Genomic DNA, 24,827 nt, shown 5'->3' with positions numbered 1-24,827 from the left:
TAGCATGTGCCCGTGTCGCTTCACAAGCTTGCCGACAAAAGGAGCGCGGATCGTCATTGCTATAGAACGCACGCGAGCGCCGATCATTCTTGTTAGAACCGATCCAGGGTTTGACTGAACTTGCGCAGTGTTGATGGTTTCGCTTGCCGCCGACGACGGATCGTGCAGATTGTCGCGCCCGACGATGCCTGACGTGAGTTGATCCGCCGATCGCATGAGCCTCACCGTCGACCAGATCCTCGCGCTCGCCCCCGACGCGTCGAGCCGCAAGGCCGGCCAGGACCAGGCGAAGCCCGCGACGTGGCGCGGACTCGGCCGGGCGGGTGCGGCGATCTTCGGCGAGGTCAAGGGCAGCGGCGCGAGCCCCTACCGCACGGTCGCCGACCCCGCCAAGGCGGCCTCCAAATGCACCTGCCCGAGCCGCAAGTTCCCCTGCAAGCACGCCCTGGGGCTGATGCTGATCGACGCCGCGGCCCCGCTCCCGGAGATCGCGCCGCCGGACTGGGTGAGCGCCTGGGTCGCGGGGCGCGAGAACCGCGCCGTGGCCGCGGAAAGCCGGGCTCGCGAGCCGGACCGGCCCGTGGATGCCAAGGCCCAGGCGAAGCGTCTGCAGGCGCGCGCCGACCGCGTCGCGGCCGCGCTGGACGAGCTTGATCTCTGGCTTTCCGATCTGATGCGCCGGGGTCTCGCGGCGGCGCGCGCCGAACCCTACGCGGTGTTCGACCGGATGGCCGGCCGGCTCGTGGACGGGCAGGTGCCCGGTCTCGCGCGGCGGGTGCGTGCCCTGCCGGGGCTCGCGGCCGCCGGCCCCGTCCCCGGCGCCCCCCGGCCTGAGGCGGCCCTGGCGCTGGCCGTCGGCCAGATCGCCCTCCTCGTGCGCGCCGCGCGCCGGCTCAGCCTCCTGGACCCTGAGCAGGCCGCCGGCGTCCGCGCCGCCCTGGGCCTGCCCGTGAGCGCGGAGATCCTGGCGACCCGGCCGAGCCACGACGATGACTGGGCGGTCCTCGCACATTCGGTCGAGGAGGAGGATCGGCTCGTCGCCCGCTCGGTCTGGCTCGCCGGTCGCCGCACGGGCGCCCTCGCGCAGGTGATCGCGTACGCGCCGCCGGGCACGCCGCTGCCCGCGGCCCCTGTCGCCGGCCAGAATTTCTCGGGTGCGCTCGCCTTCCATCCCGGCGATCCGGTCCTGCGGGCCGTCCTGCGCGACGGGAGACCCGTCCCCGCCGCATCAGGCTCGATGCCGGGAGCCGGCACGGTCGGCGCCGCCCGCGACGCCTTCGCGGCGGTGCTGGCGCGGGCGCCCTGGACCGAACGGTGGCCCCTCCGCCTCGGCGGCGTGCGCCTCGGGCGCCTCGCCGACGACTCGGCCTTCGCGGCGGGGGATGCCACCGGCTGCCTGCCCCTGCGCGAATCCCCGCACCTGCCGGCTCTCCTCGCCGTCGCGGCGGGGCATTCGGTGGACCTGTTCGGGCTGTACGACGGGACCGGGCTCGCGCCCCTGGCCCTGGTGGCGGAGGGCCGGCTCTACACCGTGCCACCCCAGGAGCCGCGCCCGATCCTGGTTCAGGCGGCCTGATGGAGGCCGTCACCGCGTCGGATCTGGACTGGGATGCGGCCCTGGCTGCCGCACTCCTCGGCGCTGACCGTGCCCCGTCCGCCGCGTCGGACGCCCCGATGCCCGGCTTCGATCCGGTCGGCGAGCCGGGGGGGGCCCTCCTCGCGCAGATCGCGGTGCAGGGCCTCCTCCTTCGCGCCGGCATCGGCATCGGCCCCGAGGCCCTGCGGGCCGCGCCGGAGCGGCCGGTGGGCGGCCCGGAATGCCCGCCGGCCGCGGCGCGGCGCCTTCACGCCCTCCTGGCCGCCGGATCGTCCGCGGAGCCGCGCAGGCGGGAATGGTTCGCGCTCGCCGAACAGGCCGGCCTGCGCGCCCCGTCCTGGCTGCACGCGGAACTGGCGGCCCTGCGCGGCGGCGAGGCCGCGCTGGTCCGGTCGATCGCAGGCCCGGAACTCGACTGGCTCGCGCAAGCCTGCGGCATCGAGGCTGCCGCGCCCGACCCGGCCGAGGACGCTCCCGCCGATCGCTACGAGGGCCTGACCGCCTTCCGCCGCCGCGATCCGGACGGCGCGCGCGCGGTCCTCGCATCCGGCTTCAAGGCCGAGAAGGCGAAGCTGCGCGCCCAGCTCCTGCACGCTCTCGAGGAGGGCCTGAGCCTGGCGGACGAGCCGTTCCTCGAAGGCTGCCTCGACGACCGCGCCGGCGAGGTGCGCGCCTGCGCGCAGCGGTTGCTCCGGCGTCTGCCAGGCTCGCAGCTGGGTGGTCGCATGGCCGAGCGGACCCGGGCAGCCCTCGCCATCGAGAGCCGGCGCCACCTCCTCATCCGCACGCGGCACGCGCTCACCGTCACCTTGCCGGAGGAGGCGCCGGACCTCGCCCGCGACGGGATCGAGCCGAACGCCTACGCGCGCGACTCTGGCGGCCGACGGGCCGGGCTGCTCCGCGACATCCTGGCGGCGGCACCGCTCGGCGCCTTCGCCGATCATCCGCCCCGGCTCTGGATCGACCTCGCCCTGCAGAGTGAGTGGTCGGTCCCGCTGCTCGAAGGCTTTTACCGCTGCGTGCGCCGTGAGCGCGACCCGGCGTGGATCTACGCCCTGGCCGAAGGCCTGTTCGTGGCCTGGGAGGGGCGCCTGCCGGGCGTGAAGCGGACCGAGGCGCTCTCCGACCTGTGGGCCCGGAGCGTGGCTTTGCTGCCGGCCGCCGCGTGGGAGGAGGCCGTCGCGTCCCTGCTGCGCAGTCACGGGATCGGCGCGCTGCCGCTCCTCGCCAAGGGTCCGCCGCGTTTCTCCCCTGCCTTCACCGACGCCCTGCTGGACTGGGTCGCCGCCGTCAGTCGCGGCACCGACGCGGCGCGCGAGTCCCTGTCGCGCGCCTGGATTATCGCACGCTTCGGCAACAGCGCGGCCCCGACGGACCGGGCCGCCGCGGCGGCCGCTTTGATCCTGGCCCGGCTTCCGGAGGGCGACGCCAGCCGCCTGCGCGGCCAGCTCGCCAGCCTGGCCGAGACCCTGGAGCTGCGCGCCGCCATGCGGCGCGAGTTCGGAGACCTGATCGCGGACGGGAGCGCGCCTCGGACATGACGACGGACGTGACGCAGACACAGCAGGGTGGAGCGCGGCTGCGCCAGGCCGCCGAGGATGCCTTCGCCGAGGAGATCGCGGCGCTCAAGGCCGTGGACGACCGGCCGCGGCCGCCGAACTGGCTGCTCTCGCCCCAGGCCGTCGTCACCTACCTGCTCGGCGGGCACCTCCGCTCCGGGTTCGCGGTGACGCCGAAATACATCGGCGAGCGGCGCCTGATGGAGGTGGCGGTGGCGACGCTCGCCACCGACCGGGCGCTCCTGCTCCTCGGCGTGCCCGGCACGGCCAAGAGCTGGGTCAGCGAGCACCTCGCCGCCGCGATCTGCGGCACCTCGCGTCTCATCGTGCAGGGCACGGCGGGCACGAGCGAGGAGGCGATCCGCTACGGCTGGAATTACGCGCTGCTGCTCGCCAAAGGGCCGAGCCGCGAGGCGGTCGTCGCGTCGCCGATCATGCGCGCCATGGAGACGGGGATGATCGCCCGCGTCGAGGAGCTGACCCGGATCCCGTCCGAGACGCAGGACAGCTTCATCACGGTGCTCTCGGAAAAAACCCTGCCGATCCCCGAACTCAACGCGGAGGTGCCGGCCCGGAAGGGCTTCAACATCATCGCCACGGCCAACAACCGCGACCGCGGCGTCAATGAGCTGTCGAGCGCCCTGAAGCGCCGCTTCAATACCGTGGTGCTGCCGCCGCCCGCCACGATCGAGGCGGAGATCGCGATCGTGGAGACCCGCGTGGCCTCGCTCGGCCGCGCCTTCGAGATCCCGGCCGAGCCGCCGGGCGCCGACGAGATCCGCCGCGTCGTCACGATCTTCCGCGAGCTGCGCGAGGGGGTCACCGAGGACGGCAAGTCCAAGGTGAAGCAGCCCTCCGGCACGCTCTCGACGGCCGAGGCGATCAGCGTCGTCGGCAACGGCCTGGCGCTGGCCGCCCATTTCGGCGACGGCCGGCTCACGGCGGGCGACCTCGTGTCGGGCATCGCGGGCGCCGTGGTGAAGGACCCGGTGCAGGACGCGATCGTCTGGCGCGAGTATCTGGAGACCGTGGTCAAGGAGCGCGAGGGCTGGCGCGACTTCTACCGCGCCGCCCGCGCGAGCGCGTGAGCGGGGCCCGATGCCCGACATCCGCCTCTTCGGGATCCGCCACCACGGGCCGGGCTCTGCGCGCTCGCTGGCGGCGGCCCTCGACGCCTTCGCGCCGGACTGCCTCCTGATCGAAGGGCCGCCGGACGCGGACGGCCTGATCCCGCTCGCCGCGCACGCAGCCATGGCGCCGCCGGTGGCGCTCCTCGTCTACCGCCCGGACCGCCCCCGTGACTGCGCGTTCTTTCCCTTCGCGGGGTTCTCCCCCGAATGGGTGGCGCTGCGCCACGGGATCGCGGCGGGCGCGGCGGTCCGGTTCATCGACCTGCCGCACGCGATCCAGCTCGCGGACGGGTTCGGCAAGCCGGCGGAAGAAGTCTCCGCGGAGGCGGCGTCGGGTGAGGTGCCGGACGGGCCCGAGCCGCCCGGCGCGGCCGTCGCGTCGGTGGAGGCGGCGCCGGCTGCGCTGCGGCGCGACCCGCTGGGCGAACTCGCGCAAGCTGCCGGCTACCCGGACGGCGAACGCTGGTGGGATGCCTTCGTGGAGAGCCGTGCAGGCACCGACGAGGACGTGTTCGCCGCCATCGGGGAGGCCATGGCGGCCCTGCGGGCGACAACCGGGCCGGAGCCGCGGGAGACCGGATCGGGGCAGGATGCCCGCGAGGAGGCGCGCGAGGCGCATATGCGGGGCGCGATCCGCCGGGCCGGGCGAGACGGCTTCGCGCGCATCGCGGTCGTGTGCGGCGCGTGGCACGTGCCGGCCCTGGCGCGCCACGACGCGCGGGGGCAATCCGCCGCCGATGCCGCGACCCTCAAGGGACTGCCGAAGACCAAGGTCGCGAGCGCCTGGGCGCCCTGGTCCTACGAGCGGCTCGCCACCGCGAGCGGCTACCGCGCGGGCGTGCTCTCGCCCGAGTGGTACGACACGCTCTGGAACCACGGGGACCAAGTCGCGGCCCGCTGGCTCGCGCGCGCCGCCGCGCTCCTGCGGGCGGAAGATCTCGACGCCTCCCCGGCCTCGGTGATCGAGGCTGCACGCCTGGCCGAGGCCCTCTCCGGTCTTCGCGGCCGGAGCCGCCCGTCGCTCGAGGATCTCGACGAGGCCGCGCAGGCGACGCTGTGCTTCGCCGACCCCGCTCCCATGGCGCTGATCCGGCGAAAGCTGGTGATCGGCGAGCGCCTCGGCGCCACGCCGCCGGACAGCCCCGGCACCCCCGTCGAGGTCGATTTCGCGAAGGTCTGCAGGAGCCTGCGCCTCAAGCCCGGGACGGATGCGGGTGAGATCGTCCTCGACCTGCGCAAGGAGACAGACCTCGCCCGCAGCCACTTCCTCAACCGGCTCGCGCTGATCGGCATTCCCTGGGGCACCCAGCGGACGGCGCGGGGGCGCGGCACCTTCAAGGAGGCGTGGTTCCTCAGCTGGCAGCCCGAATGGGTGGTGGACCTTGTGGCGGCCTCCGCGGATGGCGGGACGGTGGCCGAGGCCGCCGCCGCGCAGGTGAGCCGCCGGGCCGCGGAGGCGACCCGGGTCGCCGAACTCGCGACGCTCATCGGAACCCTCCTCGACGCCGACCTCGCGGAGGCCACCGCCGCGGTGATCCGGGCAATCGAGGACCGCGCCGCCCTGTCGGCCGACGTGTTCGACCTGATGGAGGCCCTGCCGCCGCTCGCCGAACTCGCCCGCTACGGGTCCGTGCGCAGCGCCGACACCGCCCCCGTGCGCGCGGCCGTCCGGGGTCTGGTGCCGCGCGCCGCCGCGGGGCTGGTCGCCGCCTGCCAGAGCCTCGACGACGACGCGGCCGCCGCCGCCAAGGCGCGTATCGCCGCCGTCACCGGCGCCCTGGACCTCCTCGACGATCCGGAGCTCACGGCGCCCTGGCGCGAGGCGCTCGGGGCGCTCGCCGGCCAGGAGCACGTGCACGGTCGCGTCGTCGGCCGCGCCGTGCGTTTGCTCTTCGATGCGCGCGTTCTCGACACTGCGCAGGCCGGCGCGCGCCTCGGCCGCGCCCTGTCGCGTGCGGCCGGCGCGGGCGCGGCCGCCGCCTGGATCGAGGGCTTCCTTGAGGACAGCGGCACGGTGCTGCTCCACGGCCAGGGGCTCCTCGCCGTCCTCGACGACTGGCTCTGCGGCCTGGAGGACGGGCATTTCACCGAACTCCTCCCCCTCGTGCGCCGCACCTTCTCGACGATCCCGCCCGCGGAGCGCCGCGCGATCGGGACCGCCCTGGGCAACCCGGGACGCGCGGGCGCGGCAGACGCGCTGCCCGGCCGCTTCCACGATGCCGAGCGGGCCGCGACGGTTCTGCCGATCCTGCGCCTGCTCTTCGCGCCCGTGCCGGCGGAGTCAGGGCTGGAGACGCCGGAGGCGGCACCGTGAGCGAGACCGAACGCCTGCGCCGCTGGCGCCTCGTCCTCGGCGGCGGCCCGGCGGAGGGGACGGGCCACGGCCTCGACGAGCGCGACCTGCGCCTCGACCGGGCGCTCGGCGCTCTGTACGATTCCGATCGCAAGGGCGGACTGGGCTCGTCGGCCCCCTCGGTACCGCGCTGGCTCGGCGATATCCGCGACTACTTCCCCGCCGCCGTCGTGCAGGTGATGCAGCGCGACGCCCTCGACCGTCTCGACCTGAAGCGCATGCTCACCGAGCCTGAGATGCTGGAAGCGGTGGTTCCCGACGTCGCTCTCGTCTCGACGTTGATCGCGATGCGAGGGGTGCTGTCCGGCCGCACGAAGGAAACCGCCCGCCTCGTGGTCCGCAAGGTCGTGGACGCGCTCCTCGCCAAGCTGGAAGAGCCTCTGCGGCAGGCGGTCAACGGCGCCATCGACCGCGCCAGCGTCAACCGCCGTCCCCGCCACGCCGAGATCGACTGGAACCGGACGATCCGGGCGAACCTGCGACACTACCAGGCCGAGTACCGCACGATCATCCCCGAGACCCGCCTCGGCCACGGCCGCAAGAGCCGCGGCTCGCTCAAGGACGTGATCCTCTGCATCGACCAGTCCGGCTCGATGGCCAATTCGGTGGTCTATTCCAGCATCTTCGGCGCCGTGATGGCCTCGCTGCCCGCCGTCTCGACCCGGCTGGTGGTCTTCGACACGGAGGTGGTCGATCTGACCGACGACCTCGACGATCCCGTGGAGGTGCTGTTCTCGGTCCAGCTCGGCGGCGGCACCGACATCAACCAGGCGGTCGGCTACTGCGCATCGCGGATCACGCGGCCCGAGGACACGGTGCTGGTGCTGATCTCCGATCTCTACAAGGGCGGGGTGGAGGCCGGCCTGCTGGCGCAGGCGCAGCGGCTGGTGACGTCGGGCGTTCAGGTGGTGGCGCTGCTCGCCCTCTCCGACGAGGGCGCGCCGGCCTACGACCGGTCGCTGGCCGCGCGCCTCGCCGCCCTGGGCGTGCCCGCCTTCGCGTGCACGCCGGATCTGTTCCCGGACCTGATGGCGGCCGCGATCCGCAAGGCGGACCTCGAGGCCTGGGCGGCCACCGCCGGCATAGCGGCGGTGCCGGCCGATTCCGGTCCCCGCACCGGATGATCGGGATCCAGCAGCAAAAGTGGGACTGGGCCGACCATCCTAGAACCGAGCCGGCTTCTGCCGGCCGGGTCTCGTCCCGCGGGGCGAGTCCGTTCGCACACGAAGAAGAGGGACGGCGATGATCATCTGGTCCGGCTGGGGCATGCTTTCGGCGCTGATCGCGGGCGCGGGCCTGATCGGCAGCGTGCTGCTCGACCCGGCGCTCGCGCGCCTGGGCATTCCCACGCCCACGGGGGTGATCCTCGTCTGGGTCGTGGCGGCGGCCTTCAACTGGTGGCTCGGGACCCGGCTGAACAACCGTCCGGGCCGGGAACTCCTCGATCCGCGCACGGGGCAGACCGTGATCCTGCGCTCCCGCCACACCCTGTTCTGGATCCCGATGCAGTACTGCTCCGTGCTCATGGTGCTGCTCGGGGTGCTCGCCATCATCGGCGCGATGCACGCGGGTCCGTCGGGGCGGCCCGTCTGATGCAGGCCCGCCCGGTCGCGGGCGAACGGCCCAGGCCGTCACGCGGACCGGCGCGGGAGCCGGCGCCGGACGAGGGCCGCATCGACCTGCCCGTGGCGCGCTGGCGCCTGACGGGGCTCCTCGCGGCCGCCGCTGTCTTCATCGCCGGCACGGCCTTCGCGCTCGTCTCCGGAACCGGTCCCGTCGGTACGGCCGTGCTCGTCATCGGCGGCGCGTTCTTCGGTCTGGGCGCCGTCGCGATCCTGCGCGACCTCCTGCGCCGCGGTCCGGTCGTCTCGGTCTCGGCGCACGGCATCTTCGACCGGCGGCTCTCGACGGACTGGATCCCGTGGTCGGCGCTCGACCACGTCAGCGAGTCCGGGATCGGCGCCCAGGCCTTCCTCTGCCTCCACCCGCGGGCGGATCGCTTGGCCTCGCTGCCCTGGACGCGGCGGGCGCGCCTCACCGCGCGCCTCAACCGCATCCTCGGCGGCGGCTTCTGGCTGCCCGGGCAGGGCGTGCAGGGCGGGATCCCGGCCATACTCGACGCCATGGCGCAGGCGCGGGGCCGGCGGCGCTAGGGGCAGTCGGGCGTGTCCGGGATCGCGTCGAACAGCTGCGGCCCGGGCTCGGCCCGGTGACGGATGACGAGGCGCACCGTGACCCGGCAGTCTCCCGCCCGCACGAGGAAGCGATCGTCATCCACGCGCTCGACCGCGTCGACGGGCCGGTTCCCGAGGATCCGCGCGGCCGCCTCGACCACGGCCTGGAACGCGCGCACCCGCTGCCAGGACGGCGGCAGGGCGGCCAAGGCGGCCATCGGCAGGATCAGGAGAATTGCCGCCAGCGGCCCGCGCAACGCGGCGATCACGGCCCGGTTCCTCAACGCGGAGGCGTGAAGGCGTCGTCGCCCACGAAGATCATGTCGCGGTCGATCGCCGGCGGATCCCCGTGGGAGGCGAAGGCGAAGAACAGGCGCCGCACGCGGCCGTCCGGCGCCGTCAGGGTCAGGGTGTGGCGATCGAGGGCATAGCGCCCGCCCTCCGGCGCGCGGCGGCCCGAGACGGCGGAGCCGACGCCGCTCGTCGCCCCCGAATTGGTGGCCCCCACCGAGCCACCCCGGCCATAGGTCCCGTCCGCGCGAAAATCGTAGCGGTTCGAGACGGCGATCATGACGTCGCCGCCCAGGGCGGAGTTGCCGCCGCCCGCCAGGGTCCGGTAGCTCTGCGCCACCGTCTCTCCCGCACCGGCCGGGAAGGCGCGGAAGAAGCGGCCGTCCTGGAGCTTGTAGGTGTCCGCGCGGCCCCGGTCGTCGGTCAGCGTGAACGTGTCGCCGGCCCGCGTCCAGCGTCCGAACCGACGGGGCTTGGCGACGCGCTCGGCCGTCAGATCGACATCCTCCAGCGCCGCCGCGGCGACCTCGTAGGTTGTGCCGTCGCGAAGCAGGATCAGGGGTTCGAAGCGCATGATCATCATGCCGCCGACCCCGACGCCGTACGCGGCGCGGAAATACACGCCCTCGACGGTCGCCCAGTTCCCCGGGAAGCGCGGCTCGGCCGGCAGCTCCGGCGCGGGCGGTGTCGCGCGGGCGGCCCCCCGGGGCACCGAGGGGGCGGGCTGCGCCGCGCGCGTCCGGGCGCCCCGCGGCACCAGTCCGTCATCGGTCATTGCGAGGGTGCGCAGCGTCGCCGGCGCGAGGAGGTCGCTCGGCAGCGTCGCGAGGAAACGCGTCAGGGTCCCGGCGCGCTTGGCCGCCTGCCAGCCGGCATGGTGCAGGACCGCGCGGAGCTTCACCTCCTCGGCGAACGACGCGCGCGCGCCGGGCAGCGACAGGGGCGGTTTGGTCGCGAGCGGCACCACGAACTGGCGGCGGATCGCCCGCAGGGCCGCTGGGCTCGGCTCCGTCGTCGCATCGTTGGCGACCATCCATTGCAGGACGATAAAGGCGGCGAGCACGTCGCCCGCGTCGGTCTCGCGCAAAACGGTCCCGGCGAGGAAACCGCGGAAGATGGCGTCGTAATCGTGCTGCGCGAGTTCCCGGGCCGCCACCGCGGCGCCGAGAGGATCGGCGATCTGCATCCGCCGCACCCGCTCCGCCACCGTGCGGGCGCGCAGGTCGGGCGTGGAGGCGAAGGGCAGGTCCGGATCCCCCGGATCCGGAGCGGCTGCATCGGACCCCGCCCCGGGCGGCCGGGCGGGATCGGGCGCAAACGCGCGGAGGCTGTCCAGGGCCGGCGCCTGCGTCGCGGCAATGGCCGGGATCAGCAGGAGCGCGAGTAACCCAAGGCGTCCGCGCATGCGCGTCTCCCCGCTCGGACGGTATGATCGGCCTCAGCGGACCGCGAAGACGGAGGCCGGAGCGCCGTAGCGGCGGTCCCAGTTTTCCCAGGCGACGTCGGTCGGTCCCACGGCGAAATCCACGACCCGCCAGCCGCCGCCGTCCTGGCGCAGGAGCGCGGCGTAGTCGTTCGATCCCAGGTCGTCGGCGCCGCGCCCGAGCGGGCGACCGTCGGGCCGTTGCATCCGCGCGAACAGGAAGGCCCAGGGGCCGTCCCGGTTGAGGGCGTGCACGACGAACTGCACCGGCTGGCCGCGCCCGGCCTCGGCGGGGCCGCGGGCGGCATCGAGGAGCGCGCGGCGCGCCGCGCCCTGCGGCGTTCCGGTCCCGGCCTGCGCGGGCTGTCCGGCCGCGCCACCGCAGGGCTGCCAGGTCCGCTGGGCGCCGATGTCGCCCGGCCGCCCGTAGCACCAGCCCGCGGCGGCGAGCCGGCGGTCGAGCGCGTCGCGCCGGTCGCAGGCTGCTTGCGTGCGCGGGTCGTCGCCGGAGCCGCCGCGACAGAGGCTGTTGAGCGCCGTCCAGTCTCGCAGAAGCGTCGGGACCGCCTCGGCGCGCGCCGGCGCTGCGATGATCAGGGCGCCGACCGCGCCGGCGAGGATCGTTCGCATGGTCAGGTCTCTCCGGTTCGCATCGGGGTGCCGAAAGCAGGGCGTTCGGCGGCGCGGGCGCGGGACGGGGTCACGGCGGCGTCACCGCAGCGCCAGCGAGGCGGCGACGCGTTCGATGCCGTCGAGCGCGCGCGTCTGGTCGGGGCCGGCGACGCCGAGGAGACGCAGGTAGCCGGATCTGGCGAACAGCATCGTCTGCGTCACGCGCAAGCTGCGCCCGGATCGCGCATCCTTGGCGGTGCCCTGGAGGCGCACGACCGTGGCACCGGCGCGGACCGACCTATCCTCCCCGGTCACCGCGACGTCCGTGATCTGCGGCAGGCCGCCCAGGAAGGCCTTTCGAGCGAGGGCGCCCTCGCCGCCGGCGGGCACCGCCACCTGCCCCATGGACGGCGTGACGATGGCGAGCGCCTGCGTGCCCTCGGGGTCCATGTCCTTCGGGCCGTCGGTCAGCAGGAGGCCGCTGCCCATGAAGACGCGCACGGGACGCAGCCCCCCGAGATCTCCGACCGTGTAGGGCAGAGCGGCGATCTGGTCGGACAGGCTCGCGGGGGCTCGGAAGTCGATCGTGCGCAGCGCCGCCTCCACCGCGGGCCCCGGCACCTGCGCGTCGGCGGTCTGCGGGACCTGCACGGTCACGAAGCCGGTGCCCGGGGCACCGCGGACGATCGCGACCCATTTCGTGTAGGTCAGGCCGTTCGCGGCCTGGCTGCCGCGCAGGATGCGCCCCTCGCCGCCCGCGACGGCGAGGGGCTCGCCGGCCCCCTGGGCCTCGAAGCCGGTCGCCCGCAGGGTCTCGGGTGTGAAGCGCTCGACGAGCTGCGGGTAGGCCTCCGGCGGCATCTCGGCGATCACGATGGAGGCGCCGGACCGGTGCTCGAAGCCCGCGAAGGTCTTCGCGAGCGTCATGCCGGGCGGCGGCACGAGGCCGACCGACGCGTTGGCTGGGAAGACCGGCTCGGCGGCGCGGGCGGCGAGCGGCGCCGTCAGCAGCGCGAGCAGCGCGGCGAGCCGGACCAGCGGGCGGGGCGGAATGCGGTAAGCCATCGGCATGTCCCTGACGGAGTCTCGGGATTCAGCGCGTCGCGATGCGGCGCACGACGATGGTGTTGCCGGAGAACTGGACCTGCCCCGGCGCGCTCATGTGGTCGAGCATCAGCCGCAGGTTGCGGGTGAGGCGGGCGGAATCGGAGCGCGTCTCGTACCAGTACTCGGCCGAGGCGCCCCCGGCGCGCACCGGGCGGTGGTGCTCGTAGCAGCGGAAGGCCGCCATGTACTCCTCGGCCGCCTGCACCTCCTGGGGCGAGAACCCGTCGAGGCGCACCGTGTAGGCGGTGGGCAGGCCGCCGCAGCCTTCGCCCCCCGTGCCCGGTCCGGCTCCGACGACCGGGGCGGCCGGCGCGGCGTCGCCCGCGGGCCCTCCCGCGTCCGGTCCGCGGCGGGGCGCCACGAAGCCATCCAGCTTGGCGGTGAGCGCGGAGGCGACGTCGCCGGCGATCGTCTTCGCCTCGGCGCCGACCCGCTCCAGCAGGCACTCACGGTCGCAGCCCTGCGGCAGGGGCGGCAATTGCAAGCCCGCGACCTCGAAGGCGCCGAGGGACTGTCCCGTCCGGACGTTGAGGAGCCGGCCGGGGATGCGCACCTGCGGGCGCACGATGTCCGAGTAGGCCGACTTCGAGGCCGAGGCGTAGATCTGGAAGATCGCAACCACGTCGAGGGGCGGGTTCGACACCGCGCGGGCGACCTCGATCAGCTCGGCGTCCCGGCGCCGGACGCGGTTCGGCTGGGTGAAGCCCATGGCGACCGCGGTCTCGTCGTAGACGTTGTAGCCGCGCAGGTTCATCGTCTCGGAGAGTTCGGCGATGACCCTCTGGAAGATGCGGTTACCCCGCGGCACGGCATCCTCGTCGGCATCCTCGCCCATCACCACGATGTTGGGCTTGGCCTGCGCCTGCGCCGGGGCGGCGGACAGGGCGAAGACGAGGGCGAGGCCGGCCGACACGGCGGCGGAAAGCGTGCGCATGGGTTGGGCTCCTGTCTCGGGTCGCGGGGATCGGTGAGGGTCAGTCGGCGCAGGGGAGCGGCGTTGGGGCCGCGTCGAAATCGTCGAGGTCGAGGGCGACGCGGCGCCGGGGATCGGCGCGGCCCGGCCCGGGGCAGCCGGCCTCGGCGAGGACGGGCAGGCTCCAGGCGCCTCGGGAAGCGTTGCGGGGGGCGATCAGGCTCACCTCGACCCGGCGATTGACCCGGGCGAGCGGCGCGTCCGGATCCTTGAGCCGTCCAGGACCCCAGCCGTGCACGCGCAGGCGCTCGGGATCGATCCCGTAGGTCGCGACGAGGTGCGCCCGCACCGCCCGGGCCCGGGCCAGCGACAGGCGCCGGTTGTACGACCAGCCCCCGGCCGCATCGGTGTGCCCGGCGATCAGGAAGCTGTGGCGGGCGAGTTCGCCCGAGCGCAGTGCCTGACCCAGGGGCTCGAGCTGGATGCGCGCCTCGGGCGTCAGCCGGGCGCTGTCGTAGGCGAAGAACACGGTGAGATCGACGGCCCGCGCCGCGTCGACCCGAATCGGCGCGCCCCCGTCGGCGGGCGTCACCGCCAGCGGCTGGGCGGGCGCGCCCGGGTTGCCGTCGGCGAAGGGGGCCAGGGAGCGGATGATGGCGGTGGCCGAGGGGTTGGCGGCGCGCGCCTCCTCGGCCTCCGCGGTCGCGTCGCGCGGCGGCCCCGATACTTCGGGCGCGGCATTCCGCGCGCCGGGCACCTCGGTCAGCGGTCCTGCCCAGGCCGGCTGCGTCCCGAGCAGGGCGGCGGCCAGGATCAGGCTCGGCGGTCGCGCGAAAGCCGTGCGCATGGCTGTGCTCCTCGTACCTGCGGGCCGGGCATCGGCCCCGTCTGACCCGTCCATGGGCAAGGCAGAGCGGTTTTCGCCGCCGGGTCCCGTCACCGTCCGCGCAGGATGGCGTTCATCCCGTCGGTATCGAGGGGACCGCCCGGGGGCGGGTTGGCCGCGGCGGTGCCGGCGGCGGGCGTTAGGTTTCCGGGCCGGGGCGGGGCCGAGGCCTTGGCGGCCGGCCGCGCCTGCGCGGCGACGGCCTCGGCGAGGACGCGGCTCCGGCCGAGGATCGCGGCGAGCCGCGTGGCGGCGTTGAAGCTCGTCGCGTCCTTCGGGTCGAGCCCGCCCTCCTTGTGGAGGGCGACGCCCGCATCCGCGTCGAACATCAGCGAGCCCGACGAGCCGCCGAGAGTGTCGCAGCGGTGGCGCAGGTCCGGCCCCTCGGCCTGGTCCTTGAGGGCGAAGCAGCGGAAGCGGCTCATCACCTTCGGCCGGCCCATCGGGTGGTGGATCACCAGCATCGAGCGGTTGCCCGGGACGGCCTCGGCGGACAGCCGCACCGATCCGTAGGTCCCCGTCGGGTGGCCGGCGACGCGGGCGACGGCGTAGTCGAGGCGCGGATCGAACTCGACAGGGCGGGGGTCGATCTCGAACCGCTGCGCGCCCTTCCCGTCGAGGGTCAGGTAATCCATCAGGATCGAGGCCTTGACCGGCCGGAACTCGCCCGATTGCGGCAGGCAATGGTGGTTCGTGAGCACGTAATCGCCCGCGACCAGCTCGCCCGTGCAGGAGGCGCCGATCATCTGGCCGCTCGACACGTTCCGCATCACGATGTCGACGCGGCCGATGGGACGGGCCAGCGCCGCGAGGGCGCTGCTGGGGTCGAGCTCGGCGATGGGCTCGAACGCGCCCTTGTTCTGGTCGACGTAGGACGCCGCATCCCCGGTCGTCTGACGCAGGGGCAGCTGCGCCTTGCCGTAATCGGCCGGGTCGAATCCGACGCTCTGCGCCCGCGCGCCCGTCGCGGCGCAGGCACTCAGCGCGACGAGGGCGACGCGCGTCGCGCGGCGTGTCCGGTGGCGGGCCTCGGCCATTCCTGTCCTCCCCTGGTCGTGCCGGCGAAGCCGCGCCCGCGCGACGCCGCTTCGTTGACGCAACTTGTCATGGGCGCTCGAGCGCGTGCGTGATGCGGCGCGCGGCTCCCGCCTCCGGAACCGCTTGGAGCGCGTAGACGAGGTTCTGGCGCGCGCCCTCGCGCAGGAAGTACGCCTGGGCGCCGTCGTCGAGCGCGCTCGGCGGCAGCGACGCCGCGCGCAACTCGGGACCGACCTCGATCCGGCCGCCGGGCGCGGCGGGGCGGAAGGCGAGGCCGCACAGATCCGGCGCGAGGCGGGTCGGGCGCAGCCGCCCCTCCGCCTCCTCGGGCACTGGCCGGCGCTCGGGCGGATCGGCTCCGAAGGCGACCCGGCGGCAGGAGGAGCGGGCGGGTGCGACGAGTTCGTCCACGCGGACGAGGGGTGCGGCCGCGACGGATGAGGATCCGGCCCTGACAGCGGCCGTGGATGGGCCGGTCCGTGGTGCGGTCCCGCCCGTGCGCGGCTCCGGGACGGCCGCGGCGGTCACCGGCGCCTCGGCGGTGGGCGGGCGTGCATAGACGGTTCCGAGGGCGACACCGGCGACGCCCAGGGCGAGGGCTCCGGCTGCGAGGGCTGGTCCACGCCGCAACCGCGATGCGGGAATGGCAGACCGTGCCTCGGCGGCCCCGCCCGCCGTGAGGGCACTCAGCGCCGCCGCCACGTTGGTCGCCGGCAGGAGATTGAGGGCGCCCGGAGCGCCGAGGGCCTGAAGGGCACTCACAGCCGCCGCCCGCTCGGGGCCTTCCGGCAGCAGCACCGCGCGCGGGGTTTGCGGTGCTGCGTCGAGCAGCGCGCGCGACCGCTCGATCTTGTCGAGGAGGGCGTAGTCGCCGGGCAGCACCGCGAGGTCGAGATCGACCGCGCCCGTCGCCCACAGGATGAGATCGGCCTCGCCCGGCTCCGCGACGAGGCGATGACCCCGCGCCAGGAGACCGTGCGCCAGGCAGACCGGCACCTCCCAGGAGCGGCCGGCGTCGAAGGAGCCGGACAGCCGCAGCTCATGCGCGGCCGTCGCGCCCGCGAGGGATGCGAGCGGGCCGCCCGGCGCGGCGAGCCGGGCGTAGTCGCCCGACCAGGGCAGCGGCCGGTAATCGCCCTGCGCGAAGGCGGCCGAGGCCGGCAATCCGGGGCGGGCTTTGAGCGAGCGCACCACGAGCGGGCCGCCCGTGGTCGGCACCACGATCAGGACCGCGACCGGCGTCATGGCGTTCCGGCGCTCACAGCAGGAACACCGCGGCGGCCGGATCGCGCAGGAGCTGCCCGAGCCGGTCCGCCTCCGGCACCGCCGGGTCCAGGGCGATCACGATCGCGCCCTCGACCGGCGGCGGGAGCGCGAGGCGCACCGCGTCGTCGCCGAGGCTCACCTCCAGCGCCCGGAGCGGCCTGTCGTCGCCACCGCGGATGACCAGGAGCGGCGGCGCATCGCCGTCGGCGGGCACCACCTCGAGCAGGAAGGGACCGACCCGACGCGCCGCGAGGTCGCCGTCCGAGGCCGCGATGGCCAGCGGGGCGTGGGCCACGGCCTGTCCGGCGAGCAGCGTGCGGTAGCGTCGCGCGACGTCGGGATCGTCCCGGAGCGCGCGCACGACCGCGAGGTCGAGAGGCGCGCCGGCCTCGCGCAGAGCATGCGCCCAGAGCGCCGCCGTCGAGGGTCGCGCGGCGGCTGCAGCGGGCGCGCGCATCAGGGCGCGGGCCGCGTGGATCTCGGCGAGCAGGCGCGCCGCCGCCTCGCTCACGCTGCCGCCTCCCCGGCATAGGCCGCCGAGAGGGTCTCGGCGAAGACGGCCCGGTCGGCCGCGAAAGCCGCGTCCAGCGGGCGCTGCCGCGCGAGCGCATCGAGCGCCCGCTCCAGCCCGTCGACCTCGTCGGCGAGGCGCAGGAGCGCCGCATCCGCCGCCGCGAAGCCGGCCTGGACCTGCGCGCGGTCGTCGAAGCCCGCCCGTCGCACCCGCTTCAGGTCGGCCTCCGCGGCGGCGAGGGCCGCGTGCACTTCCGGCGCGAGGCCGTCGGCTTCGGCGAGGCGCAGGGCCGCCGCGATGCGCAGCATCCGCGCGAGATGGGCCGACAGTGCCCGCGCGCGGGCTGCCACCGCCGCGTAGCTCTCCGCCTCGGCGCAGGCCGCGCGCTCGGCGAGGCCGGCCCCGCCGCCGCCGCGGCGCAGGCGGTTCGCGAGCCCGGACTGGACGCGCCCGAAACTCACCGCGCGCAGGCTGGTGAGCGGGCGCGTCCGGTGGAACGGGTCGAGACGGAGGAGGTCGGCGAGGTCGTCCCGCTCGGCGCCCGTGAGGATCTTGAGCCCGTCCGGCAGGTCGGCGAGCAGGTCCGCGAGCCCCTCCGCCGGCTCGGCGGTGGCGAGATCGGCCAGCGAGGCGTCGAGACGCTCCTCCCAGCCCGCGACCGCGTCGAGAGAGGCGGCCGCATCGAGACTCCTGAGGCTGCCCAGGAGATGACCGGCGACCTCGAAGGTGACGAAGTGCTCGGCGACGGTGCGGAAGCCCGGCCGCTCGTCACCCGCCGCCATCTCGGCGCGCCAGTAGCCGACGATGTCGTCGTCGGTGAAGACCGTGCGGCCGTCGAGGTGGTCGAGGATCGCCCGGAAGCGCCGCTCGAGGGGAGCGAGCGGCAGGTGGGCGTTCCGATAGGCGGCCAGCTGCCGCGCGAGGCGCTTGCCCAGGAACTCGGCCGCGTCGGGGCCGGGCGCGCGCACCAGTTCGTCGAGCCAGCCGGATACCGTGGCGAAGGACGCGAGATCGTCGGCGGTCAGCACGAACTCGGCGACGGCGAGCAGGCGGCCGAGACCGGCCCAGGTGCAGCGCCAGTCCCGCGCGCCGGACAGCACGAGGCCGCGCGCGTCCGTGGCGGCGCCCTCCGTCCGCGCGTCGGCGAAGCGGGACGCGGCCGCCGCAGGCCGGGCGAGCCGGGGATCGAGGATGAGGGTGACGAGGTCGCGCCCATCCTGCGCCCGCGTGAGGGCAGCGAGGGCAGCGAGGGCGTGGGCGAGATCCCAGAGCGGCTTGTCGCGGTTCGGCCGCACGGCGCCCGTCACGACGCGGACGAGCCACGCCCGATCCTCACGTGTCAGGTCGCGCCCCTCGCCGATACTGGCGAAGTCAGCCGCGCAGCGTTCGTCATAGCCCCCGATGAGTCGCCCCCCGCGGTCTGTCTTGCGCGCCCGAAGGCGCGGCTCGCCGATAAACTTTCCGTGACCTCCTGTCATCCCCCCGCAACCCTCGCGTGAGCTGGTCCCGCATCAGTCTTGGGCCGCCAGACCAGGTTTCGCGGGCTTTCAGCGCACGGAGATACGCGCGGTCGCTTCGGTCACACCGGGCACCCGGCGAATCCGGTCTAGAAGATCGAGCACCTCGGAGGGCTGGAGCAGGCGCGCCTCCGCGTCGGCGGCGGGCGCGGCGTCCAGCCAGCGCGCCGCCAGCTCGGGGGGCAGGCCGCCCTCGACCCCGAAGCACGCGAAGAGGTTCTCGAAGGGCTCGGACGCCACGATCTCGTCGAGCCCGTAGCCGCGGGGGTAGCGCCGGGCCGTCCCCGCAGCGAGGGGCGCCTGCGAGGCCGCATTGCCGCGCACGGGCAGCGCGACGAACGCGGTCTCGTCCGGGGCCAGGACCCAGCAGTACAGGGTCTGGCGCACCTTCGCGTCGATCCGCAGCTCCAGGCGCTCGCCTCGGGCGAAGGGCGCCGAGACGGCCGAGACCGAGAGCCGCGCCCCGTCCGTGGGCGCCGTGGCCGCCACGTGGTCGAGGAAGGGCCGTGGCGTGGGATCGCAACCGAGACCCTCGATGCCGATGCGGCGGCGTCCCGTCGGTGCGATGACGATTCCGTCCCGCTGGAATTCCAACTCCATCCAGGATTGCCGGGCCGGATCGGTGAGGAAGCGCCCGCGCGCCGTGAGGCCGGTGCCGGGACAGGCGCCGCCGGCAGGTTGACGCCGCACCTCCAGGCGCCCGCCCTTCAGGATCCGGTTCGGCGTTCGCGCCTCTGCGTCGAGGGCGATCGCGAGGCGATCGGTGAGGGCCGCCGCGCAGGAGGAGTGACCACCATCCGTAGCGAAGGGGCAGATGTCGATGCGGCCCGCGTTCGGCACGGCCGCGTCGAGCGTCCGGACTGCGCCCTCCATCACCGCGTCGACGTCCGAGACGCCCGGCCCGGTGCGGATCGGCACGACCATCGGCTCGCTGGTCGCCTTGCAGTCGGCGGCCTTGGTGATGGCCTGGAGGCGGAAGGTGGCGGTATCGCCCGCGCGCCGCGTGTCGACGAGGAAGATGCTGGCGTCACCCGCGAAAGCCGCGCGGATCTGCGCCTCGGCCTCGCCGGCCGCGAGTCCCGTCGTGCCCTCGCGCAGGGCCTTGATCCGCACCACGTCGGCCGCGGCCGCCAAGCGGACGCGGCCGGTGGCCTGAAGCCGGGTCTCGGCCGCGAGCCGCACCTCCTCGGCCTGCTCGCGCGAGAGCGCGGTCTGGCCCGCCTCGACGCCGATGACGGCGACGGTGAGGTCGGATCGGCCGGTGCAGGCCGCCACGGCGTCGAGGAGGGGTGTCAGCGCCGCGGTTCCGGGATCGGCGCGCGCTGGGACCGGCGCGGCAAGACGTGCGGCGAGGCATACGGCCAGGAGCAGGGCCGGGCGCCGGCCCGCCCTTCCCGCGCGGCGCGTGGACCCCGTGCGGCGAATCTGGGCGCACGGCCGCCCCAGCCCCTGTCCGCTCATTCCGCCTCGTTGGCGCGCGCGTACTGGTCGAGCGCGCGGACGAAGACGGGGTTGAAGCGGCCATCGATGGCGCCCGGGTAGTAATCCGCCTGCTTCACCGCCTTCTGGATCGCCCGGATCGTGTCGGGCTTCAGCTTCTGGGCCGCGGTGTCGGTCGCCGAGACCGAGGCGGCGCCGAGCTCGCCCCGCTTCAGGGCCTGCATCACGAGGTCGGCGGAGCGCACGCCGGGGAAGAAGCGCGCGAAACCGTTGTCGATGAGCGTCGCCATGGTGGCCATGGCGACGGGGTCGCCACGGTCGGCGGCTTGCCGGAACAGGTCGAAGCCCTGACGCAGGTCCTTCGGGAAGCCGTAGGCGCCGGTCGCGTAGTGCGGGACGAGCTTCGAGATCGACGCGACGTCGCCGCCGTCCACCGCCCGCTTGTAGAGGGCGACCGCCTGCGCCTCGTTCTTGGGGATGCCGTTGCCGTACTCGAGCATGCGCGCCGCATTGGCGAGGGCCACCACGTTGCCGCCCTCGCCGGCCTGCCTGTAGAGCCGGAACGCCTCGGCCTGAGAGCGCTTCACGCCCTGGCCGTTCTCGTAGAGGGCCGCGAGGTTGTTCATCGCCGCGATGCTGCCGGCGTTGGCCGCCTGGTCGTAGGCCGCCAAGGCCTCCTTGTAGCGGTCGGCGCGGTCGTAGGCGCGGCCGAGCTGATAGGCCAGGCGGCGCAGCTTCGGGTAGGCCTCCGCGGCCGGGCGGCAGGCCTCGATGGCGGCGGCGGGTTCGATGCGCCCGAGCTTGATCCCGGTGACGGACGCCGGCCGGTCCGGATCGTCCGTCCCGGCAGCCAGCGCGTCGCACCGCTTGACGCGTGGGTCGGCCGCGGGATCCGAGCCGCCGAGGTAACCGAGGGCGAGGCTGCGGTAGGCGCAGACCGCGCCGCACGTGTCGAGATAGGCCTGGTACTGCCGCGCCGCGCCGAACTTCGCCCAGTTCTCCTGGTCGAGGGCTGCCGCGTCGCGCTGCCGGCCGGCGAAGAGCCGGTCCATCGCCTGGGCGCGGTAGGCGCAGCTCGGCCCGCAGGTGCCGATGTAGGTCTCGACGGCCGCCTGGGTGCCGAGCGCCTCCGCCCGGCGCCACGCCGCCTCATCGCGCACCTGCGCGACGCCGTCCGCCACCGCGGCGACCGGGGCCGAGGCCTTGAGGACGATCGGGGCGTCGTCCACCTCCGGCACCTGCTCGCGCCCGCTCGCGCGGCGCGCCGCCTCCGCAACCTCGCGGCGCAGGTAGGCTTTGAGCGCGGCCCATGGGACGTCGCCGCCCTCCGCCGCGGCCAGGCCTGAGACGCCCATCAGGAACCGGCTGGTGAGGAGGCCGAGCCTGTTCGCCGCGTCCCAGGTCGCGGGTGTCGCCCCCGAGGTCGCGACCACCCGAACGATTCCCGCTTCGGCCTTCGGCTTGGCCGGCGCGAAGCCGGGGGCCGAGACGGCGAGCAGACTCTCGCCCTTCCGGCCGGTCTCCCCGGTGAAGCAGGCATCCACCATCACCACGAGCTGGCGCTCGGCGCCGATCTTGCGCTTCACGAGGTCGAGGTTGCGGTAGAGCGTCTCGAGGGAGAAGCCGCTCTCGCCCTGGTTGGGGTTGCCGTCCTGGGGCAGCAGAAAAGGCTGGCGCGTGGCGAGATCCGGCACGCCGTGGCCGGAATAGTACACGAACACGTTCGAGCGGCCCTCGCGCACGCTGCGCCACAGGCGGCCGGATTGCGGGTTCCGCTCGGTGCCGAAGACCTGGTTGAACTCGTTCAGCGTCGCGTCCTTGAGGACGAAGACGTTGGCCTCGCGGTAACCGAGGCGCTGGACGAGGTAGTCCCGCATCGCGTCGGCGTCGTTGTGCGCGTAGTCGACGGGCACGGTCTGCTTGTAGTCGCGGTTGCCGATCACCACCGCCACCGAGTCGGCGTTGTCGGCGAGGGATGCGGATTCGGCGGCCCGGGCCGCGCGGTCGCCCCAGAGGCAGGCGCACGCGACCAGCACGAGGATCGGCAGCCAGCCGCCCCATAGGCGCGGAGATCCACGACGCGCGGACATTGTGACGGGGGTCACCATGCGCCTATCCTTCTCGAGTGCCGGCGCGATCAGTATTCGTCGCCGGCTGCTCCGAACCGGGGCCGCAATAGTCGGCCCGGACCGGCGAGACAATGCCGGCGGCGCTGCCCGAGGCGCGCTCACAGGCGATCGATGAGCGCGAAGACGAGGCCGAGCGCCGCGAGGTGCAGGGGGGAGAGCCGGGCGAGCATCATGCCGCTTCGCCTCAGCGCAGGTAGAGGCCGCGGCCGCAGCGGCGCACGCGGCGGGCCTCGACGTAGCCGGTGTAGCGGTTGAACACCTCCACCGTGCGGTAGACGCAGAAGCGGCCCGAGTCGTGGCCGTTGTAGTAGACGCCGCCATTGTCGAGGTCGACGCCGATGAATTCCTGGTTGCCGCGGGGCTCGGCCGTCGCGACCGGCTCCTGCGCCAGGACGGGGTGCGCCGCGCCGATCAGGCTGCCGGCCACGAGCACGAAGATCATCGTCTTGGTCATGTCACGTCTCCCGCGGGCGGTCCGTTCCACCCTTGCGAGAGCCATGGGTTGGGCAGAGCCAGTTTTGCGGGGGGCCGATCCGGCGCCTCATGTTTTGGGGGGCGTTTGTCGTCAGTCGGATCGCGAAGGGGGCGATGTCGACGGGTGTGAGGGTCGGCCCTTGTTCACGCCGCGCGGGAAGTCCGTGCGGCCGTGGGCGCACGCCAGCTCGATGCGCCGGCACCCGCCGCCGGCCGGGCGACGACGGGCACGCGATCGCGTCGCGCGTCCCATGCCGCGACAGCCATGAGGTGCTCCGGTCTCCGAACGGGACATGGGGCCACCGGGCAGGTGGCGGTGCCGCGCCGTCAGGGATAGCGGACCGGCGGCGGATCCTCGGGCAGCGGGATGAACTCGGCATCGTTCGGCACGGTGTCGAACCGGCCCTGGCGCCAATCCTCCTTGGCCTCCGCGATCCGCTCGGGCCGGGACGAGACGAAGTTCCACCAGAGATGGCGCGGCCCGTCCATCGGCTCGCCGCCGAGCACCATGAACCGGGCCGTCTCCGACGCGCGGATGCTGATCCGGTCGCCGGGGCGGAAGACCAGCAGCTGCCCGGGCCCGAAACCGTCGCCGGCGATCTCGATCGCGCCCGCGACCGTGTAGATCGCGCGTTCGTCGTAGGTGGGATCGAGCGGCAGCACGGCGCCCGCCTCCAGCGCCACGTCGGCGTAGACCATCGGGCTGGAGGTTCGCACGGGTGAGCGTGCCCCGAAGGCCTCGCCGGCGATCAGCCGGACGGTCTTGCCCTCGCCGGTCAGGACCGGCAGCGCCGCCGCATCGTAGTGCTCGAAGGCCGGCGCCGTCTCCTCGTCCCGGGCGCTCAGGGCGACCCAGCTCTGGATACCGAAAAGCTGGGAGCCGGTCTGCCGCAGCGTGGGGGCGGTGCGCTCCGAGTGAGTGATGCCGCGGCCGGCCGTCATCCAGTTCAGCTCGCCCGGCCGGATCGGCAGCTCGGTGCCGAGGCTGTCGCGGTGCATGATCTCGCCGTCGAACAGGTAGGTGACGGTGGACAGGCCGATATGCGGGTGCGGCCGCACGTCCATGCCCTGCCCGAGCAGGAACTCGGACGGGCCCATCTGGTCGAAGAAGATGAAGGGGCCGACCATCCGGCACTCGGTCGAGGGGAGCGCGCGGCGCACCGCGAACGAGCCGAGGTCGCGCGATCGCGGGACGATCAGAGTCTGGATCGCGTCGCAGCTGAAAGCGTCGCCCGGGACCGGGTCATCCGCACTGTGCCAGCTCATCGCTCTTGCTCCTCTTTCGGCCAAGCCCGACCGGGTGAGACGGGATGCGCCCCGACGACGCGTCGCCGGACGCACATTGCGCGATCCTGTCAGCGTCGAATACGGAAACCGGCGAAACGCAACGTTTCCATTTCCGGGCGCAAACCCTTGGCCTCGGGTGGCCGTCAAACCCTTGTCGGCCTGATCATTCGCCGGCCGCCCGTGCGGCGGCACGGATCAGGCACGGGCGGTGTGCTTTCGCGTGTGTGGATCCGAGGCCGGCAGCAGCCCTCACCTGCCTGCAAGACCGAGACTTCAGGTCCGTGCTTCCACGAGGTCTGCTTGCGCAATACCTTGGAGCAGTGCTTTACGGCTCCTCTCCGCGGTCCCTCTCCTCGCCAGCATGACTCTGCCCAGCGAAGCCCTGGACGCGGCCGTGAAGGCCGCGTTCGCCCCGTCCGGCACATTGCGGGTCGGTCTGATCGAGGCCCCCGCCCCCGGCCTCATCTTCGTCAGTCGCTCGGCCGACGGGACGCCCGCGGGCGTCACGGCCGATCTGGCCCACGACTTGGCGCGAAGGACTGAGTTGCCGCTCGCCGTCACTCTGTTTCCGAACTCGGGTGCGGCGGCTGCGGCGCTCCAGGCTGAGGCCATCGATGTGAGCTTCATGCCGGTCGACGCGACCCGGCGGCAGGTGCTCGATTTCGGTCCGGGCTACTACGACCTGGAGAGCACCTACCTCGCCAGCGCGGCATCGGGGATCACCGACGTGGCGCAGGTGGACCGGCCGGGTGTCCGCGTGCTGGCGATCGACGGGACCACGACGTTCCGCGCCTCCGCGCGCACCCTGATGCACACGCAGCCTGTCGCGGTGCCGTCCGTGGCCGAGGCCGTGGCGTGGATGCGCGCCGGACTGGCAGATGCTTTCGCCCTCTCGCGCGATACCCTGCGGCCGGTGATGCAGCAGGTTCCAGGCTCGTGGATCGTCACGGGCGGCTTCCAGCAGACGCAGGTCGCCGTCGCTGTCCCAAAGGGCCGTTCCGGCGCCCTCGGCACAGTCACGACTTGGCTGGATGACGCGAAGCGGACTGGCGTCGTCCGGAGGATCTTCAACGCCCATGGGTTCAGCGGCGATCCGGTCGCGTCCTAAGACTGTACA

At 74.1% G+C, this 24,827-nt stretch carries 22 protein-coding genes; 8 read left to right on the top strand and 14 right to left on the bottom strand.

Annotation, left to right across the window (positions count from 1 at the left end):
• The first annotated feature begins 214 nt into the window (after positions 1-214).
• From AC3WSN_RS06630 to AC3WSN_RS06600, 7 genes are all read left to right on the top strand, one after another.
• Positions 215-1,576, top strand: a complete 1,362-nt coding sequence (locus tag AC3WSN_RS06630; protein WP_492536817.1) for an SWIM zinc finger family protein — start codon at positions 215-217, stop codon at positions 1,574-1,576.
• Positions 1,576-3,138: a DUF5691 domain-containing protein gene (locus tag AC3WSN_RS06625; protein ID WP_492536816.1), complete on the top strand. Its 1,563-nt coding sequence runs from the start codon at positions 1,576-1,578 to the stop codon at positions 3,136-3,138. Before AC3WSN_RS06630 ends, AC3WSN_RS06625 begins: the two co-directional genes overlap by 1 nt.
• Positions 3,135-4,244 (top strand): ATP-binding protein, encoded by a 1,110-nt coding sequence (locus AC3WSN_RS06620; RefSeq protein WP_492536815.1) that lies wholly within the window; start codon positions 3,135-3,137, stop codon positions 4,242-4,244. The genes AC3WSN_RS06625 and AC3WSN_RS06620 overlap by 4 nt, the downstream gene beginning before the upstream one ends.
• Before the next feature lie 10 nt (positions 4,245-4,254).
• A complete protein-coding gene (locus tag AC3WSN_RS06615) occupies positions 4,255-6,600 on the top strand; it encodes a DUF5682 family protein (RefSeq protein WP_492536814.1) in 2,346 nt (781 codons plus the stop codon).
• Entirely contained in the window at positions 6,597-7,763 is a 1,167-nt protein-coding gene (locus AC3WSN_RS06610) for a VWA domain-containing protein (protein WP_492536813.1), read from the top strand. The genes AC3WSN_RS06615 and AC3WSN_RS06610 overlap by 4 nt, the downstream gene beginning before the upstream one ends.
• A 118-nt stretch (positions 7,764-7,881) precedes the next feature.
• Positions 7,882-8,232 (top strand): hypothetical protein, encoded by a 351-nt coding sequence (locus AC3WSN_RS06605; RefSeq protein WP_492536812.1) that lies wholly within the window; start codon positions 7,882-7,884, stop codon positions 8,230-8,232.
• Positions 8,232-8,792, top strand: a complete 561-nt coding sequence (locus tag AC3WSN_RS06600) for a hypothetical protein (protein WP_492536811.1) — start codon at positions 8,232-8,234, stop codon at positions 8,790-8,792. The genes AC3WSN_RS06605 and AC3WSN_RS06600 overlap by 1 nt, the downstream gene beginning before the upstream one ends.
• Here AC3WSN_RS06600 and AC3WSN_RS06595 read toward each other — a convergent pair.
• From AC3WSN_RS06595 to AC3WSN_RS06530, 14 genes are all read right to left on the bottom strand, one after another.
• Positions 8,789-9,082, bottom strand: coding sequence for a hypothetical protein (locus tag AC3WSN_RS06595; protein WP_492536810.1), 294 nt, complete (start codon positions 9,080-9,082; stop codon positions 8,789-8,791). The two genes, AC3WSN_RS06600 and AC3WSN_RS06595, sit on opposite strands and share 4 nt — an antisense overlap.
• An 11-nt stretch (positions 9,083-9,093) precedes the next feature.
• Positions 9,094-10,509 carry a hypothetical protein gene (locus AC3WSN_RS06590; RefSeq protein ID WP_492536809.1) on the bottom strand — a complete coding sequence of 472 codons (1,416 nt, stop codon included), beginning with the start codon at positions 10,507-10,509 and terminating at the stop codon, positions 9,094-9,096.
• Between the two features lie 33 nt (positions 10,510-10,542).
• Entirely contained in the window at positions 10,543-11,157 is a 615-nt protein-coding gene (locus AC3WSN_RS06585; RefSeq protein ID WP_492536808.1) for a hypothetical protein, read from the bottom strand.
• Positions 11,158-11,238: 81 nt separating this feature from the next.
• The gene (locus AC3WSN_RS06580) at positions 11,239-12,204 is read right to left on the bottom strand and encodes a hypothetical protein (protein ID WP_492536807.1); all 966 of its coding nucleotides are present in this window, start codon (positions 12,202-12,204) and stop codon (positions 11,239-11,241) included.
• Between the two features lie 28 nt (positions 12,205-12,232).
• Positions 12,233-13,180, bottom strand: a complete 948-nt coding sequence (locus tag AC3WSN_RS06575) for a hypothetical protein (RefSeq protein WP_492536806.1) — start codon at positions 13,178-13,180, stop codon at positions 12,233-12,235.
• A gap of 40 nt (positions 13,181-13,220) precedes the next feature.
• Positions 13,221-14,006: an OmpA family protein gene (locus tag AC3WSN_RS06570; protein WP_492536805.1), complete on the bottom strand. Its 786-nt coding sequence runs from the start codon at positions 14,004-14,006 to the stop codon at positions 13,221-13,223.
• 89 nt (positions 14,007-14,095) lie between these two features.
• Positions 14,096-15,082 carry a trypsin-like serine peptidase gene (locus AC3WSN_RS06565; RefSeq protein WP_492536804.1) on the bottom strand — a complete coding sequence of 329 codons (987 nt, stop codon included), beginning with the start codon at positions 15,080-15,082 and terminating at the stop codon, positions 14,096-14,098.
• A 67-nt stretch (positions 15,083-15,149) separates the two neighbouring features.
• Entirely contained in the window at positions 15,150-16,328 is a 1,179-nt protein-coding gene (locus tag AC3WSN_RS06560) for a hypothetical protein (RefSeq protein ID WP_492536803.1), read from the bottom strand.
• Between the two features lie 13 nt (positions 16,329-16,341).
• Positions 16,342-16,860 carry a hypothetical protein gene (locus AC3WSN_RS06555; RefSeq protein ID WP_492536802.1) on the bottom strand — a complete coding sequence of 173 codons (519 nt, stop codon included), beginning with the start codon at positions 16,858-16,860 and terminating at the stop codon, positions 16,342-16,344.
• A complete protein-coding gene (locus AC3WSN_RS06550) occupies positions 16,857-18,341 on the bottom strand; it encodes a hypothetical protein (protein ID WP_492536801.1) in 1,485 nt (494 codons plus the stop codon). Before AC3WSN_RS06550 ends, AC3WSN_RS06555 begins: the two co-directional genes overlap by 4 nt.
• Positions 18,342-18,410: 69 nt before the next feature.
• Positions 18,411-19,841 carry a hypothetical protein gene (locus AC3WSN_RS06545; protein ID WP_492536800.1) on the bottom strand — a complete coding sequence of 477 codons (1,431 nt, stop codon included), beginning with the start codon at positions 19,839-19,841 and terminating at the stop codon, positions 18,411-18,413.
• On the bottom strand, positions 19,838-21,928 hold the full coding sequence (locus AC3WSN_RS06540) for a caspase family protein (protein WP_492536799.1): 2,091 nt from the start codon (positions 21,926-21,928) through the stop codon (positions 19,838-19,840). Before AC3WSN_RS06540 ends, AC3WSN_RS06545 begins: the two co-directional genes overlap by 4 nt.
• Positions 21,929-22,133: 205 nt before the next feature.
• Positions 22,134-22,403, bottom strand: coding sequence for a hypothetical protein (locus tag AC3WSN_RS06535; RefSeq protein ID WP_192709334.1), 270 nt, complete (start codon positions 22,401-22,403; stop codon positions 22,134-22,136).
• Positions 22,404-22,750: 347 nt separating this feature from the next.
• Entirely contained in the window at positions 22,751-23,689 is a 939-nt protein-coding gene (locus AC3WSN_RS06530) for a pirin family protein (protein ID WP_492536798.1), read from the bottom strand.
• 382 nt (positions 23,690-24,071) lie between these two features.
• Here AC3WSN_RS06530 and AC3WSN_RS06525 point away from each other — a divergent pair, with 382 nt between their 5' ends.
• A complete protein-coding gene (locus tag AC3WSN_RS06525) occupies positions 24,072-24,818 on the top strand; it encodes a transporter substrate-binding domain-containing protein (RefSeq protein WP_492536797.1) in 747 nt (248 codons plus the stop codon).
• Positions 24,819-24,827: the final 9 nt, after the last annotated feature.

It is taken from the genome of Methylobacterium sp. FW102-HT35C08, from assembly GCF_058790235.1.
The sequence above is the reverse complement of the archived record's forward strand: the minus strand, read 5'-3'. Positions and strand labels throughout refer to the sequence as shown.

Bases quoted from the DNA above. Each gene is read 5' to 3' on its own strand.
- AC3WSN_RS06630 (WP_492536817.1), top strand. From the start codon at position 215: ATGAGCCTCACCGTCGACCAGATCCTCGCGCTCGCCCCCGACGCGTCG.
- AC3WSN_RS06625 (WP_492536816.1), top strand. From the start codon at position 1,576: ATGGAGGCCGTCACCGCGTCGGATCTGGACTGGGATGCGGCCCTGGCT.
- AC3WSN_RS06620 (WP_492536815.1), top strand. From the start codon at position 3,135: ATGACGACGGACGTGACGCAGACACAGCAGGGTGGAGCGCGGCTGCGC.
- AC3WSN_RS06615 (WP_492536814.1), top strand. From the start codon at position 4,255: ATGCCCGACATCCGCCTCTTCGGGATCCGCCACCACGGGCCGGGCTCT.
- AC3WSN_RS06605 (WP_492536812.1), top strand. From the start codon at position 7,882: ATGATCATCTGGTCCGGCTGGGGCATGCTTTCGGCGCTGATCGCGGGC.
- AC3WSN_RS06600 (WP_492536811.1), top strand. From the start codon at position 8,232: ATGCAGGCCCGCCCGGTCGCGGGCGAACGGCCCAGGCCGTCACGCGGA.
- AC3WSN_RS06590 (WP_492536809.1), bottom strand. From the start codon at position 10,509: ATGCGCGGACGCCTTGGGTTACTCGCGCTCCTGCTGATCCCGGCCATT.
- AC3WSN_RS06585 (WP_492536808.1), bottom strand. From the start codon at position 11,157: ATGCGAACGATCCTCGCCGGCGCGGTCGGCGCCCTGATCATCGCAGCG.
- AC3WSN_RS06580 (WP_492536807.1), bottom strand. From the start codon at position 12,204: ATGGCTTACCGCATTCCGCCCCGCCCGCTGGTCCGGCTCGCCGCGCTG.
- AC3WSN_RS06575 (WP_492536806.1), bottom strand. From the start codon at position 13,180: ATGCGCACGCTTTCCGCCGCCGTGTCGGCCGGCCTCGCCCTCGTCTTC.
- AC3WSN_RS06570 (WP_492536805.1), bottom strand. From the start codon at position 14,006: ATGCGCACGGCTTTCGCGCGACCGCCGAGCCTGATCCTGGCCGCCGCC.
- AC3WSN_RS06565 (WP_492536804.1), bottom strand. From the start codon at position 15,082: ATGGCCGAGGCCCGCCACCGGACACGCCGCGCGACGCGCGTCGCCCTC.
- AC3WSN_RS06560 (WP_492536803.1), bottom strand. From the start codon at position 16,328: ATGACGCCGGTCGCGGTCCTGATCGTGGTGCCGACCACGGGCGGCCCG.
- AC3WSN_RS06550 (WP_492536801.1), bottom strand. From the start codon at position 18,341: ATGACAGGAGGTCACGGAAAGTTTATCGGCGAGCCGCGCCTTCGGGCG.
- AC3WSN_RS06545 (WP_492536800.1), bottom strand. From the start codon at position 19,841: ATGAGCGGACAGGGGCTGGGGCGGCCGTGCGCCCAGATTCGCCGCACG.
- AC3WSN_RS06540 (WP_492536799.1), bottom strand. From the start codon at position 21,928: ATGGTGACCCCCGTCACAATGTCCGCGCGTCGTGGATCTCCGCGCCTA.
- AC3WSN_RS06535 (WP_192709334.1), bottom strand. From the start codon at position 22,403: ATGACCAAGACGATGATCTTCGTGCTCGTGGCCGGCAGCCTGATCGGC.
- AC3WSN_RS06530 (WP_492536798.1), bottom strand. From the start codon at position 23,689: ATGAGCTGGCACAGTGCGGATGACCCGGTCCCGGGCGACGCTTTCAGC.
- AC3WSN_RS06525 (WP_492536797.1), top strand. From the start codon at position 24,072: ATGACTCTGCCCAGCGAAGCCCTGGACGCGGCCGTGAAGGCCGCGTTC.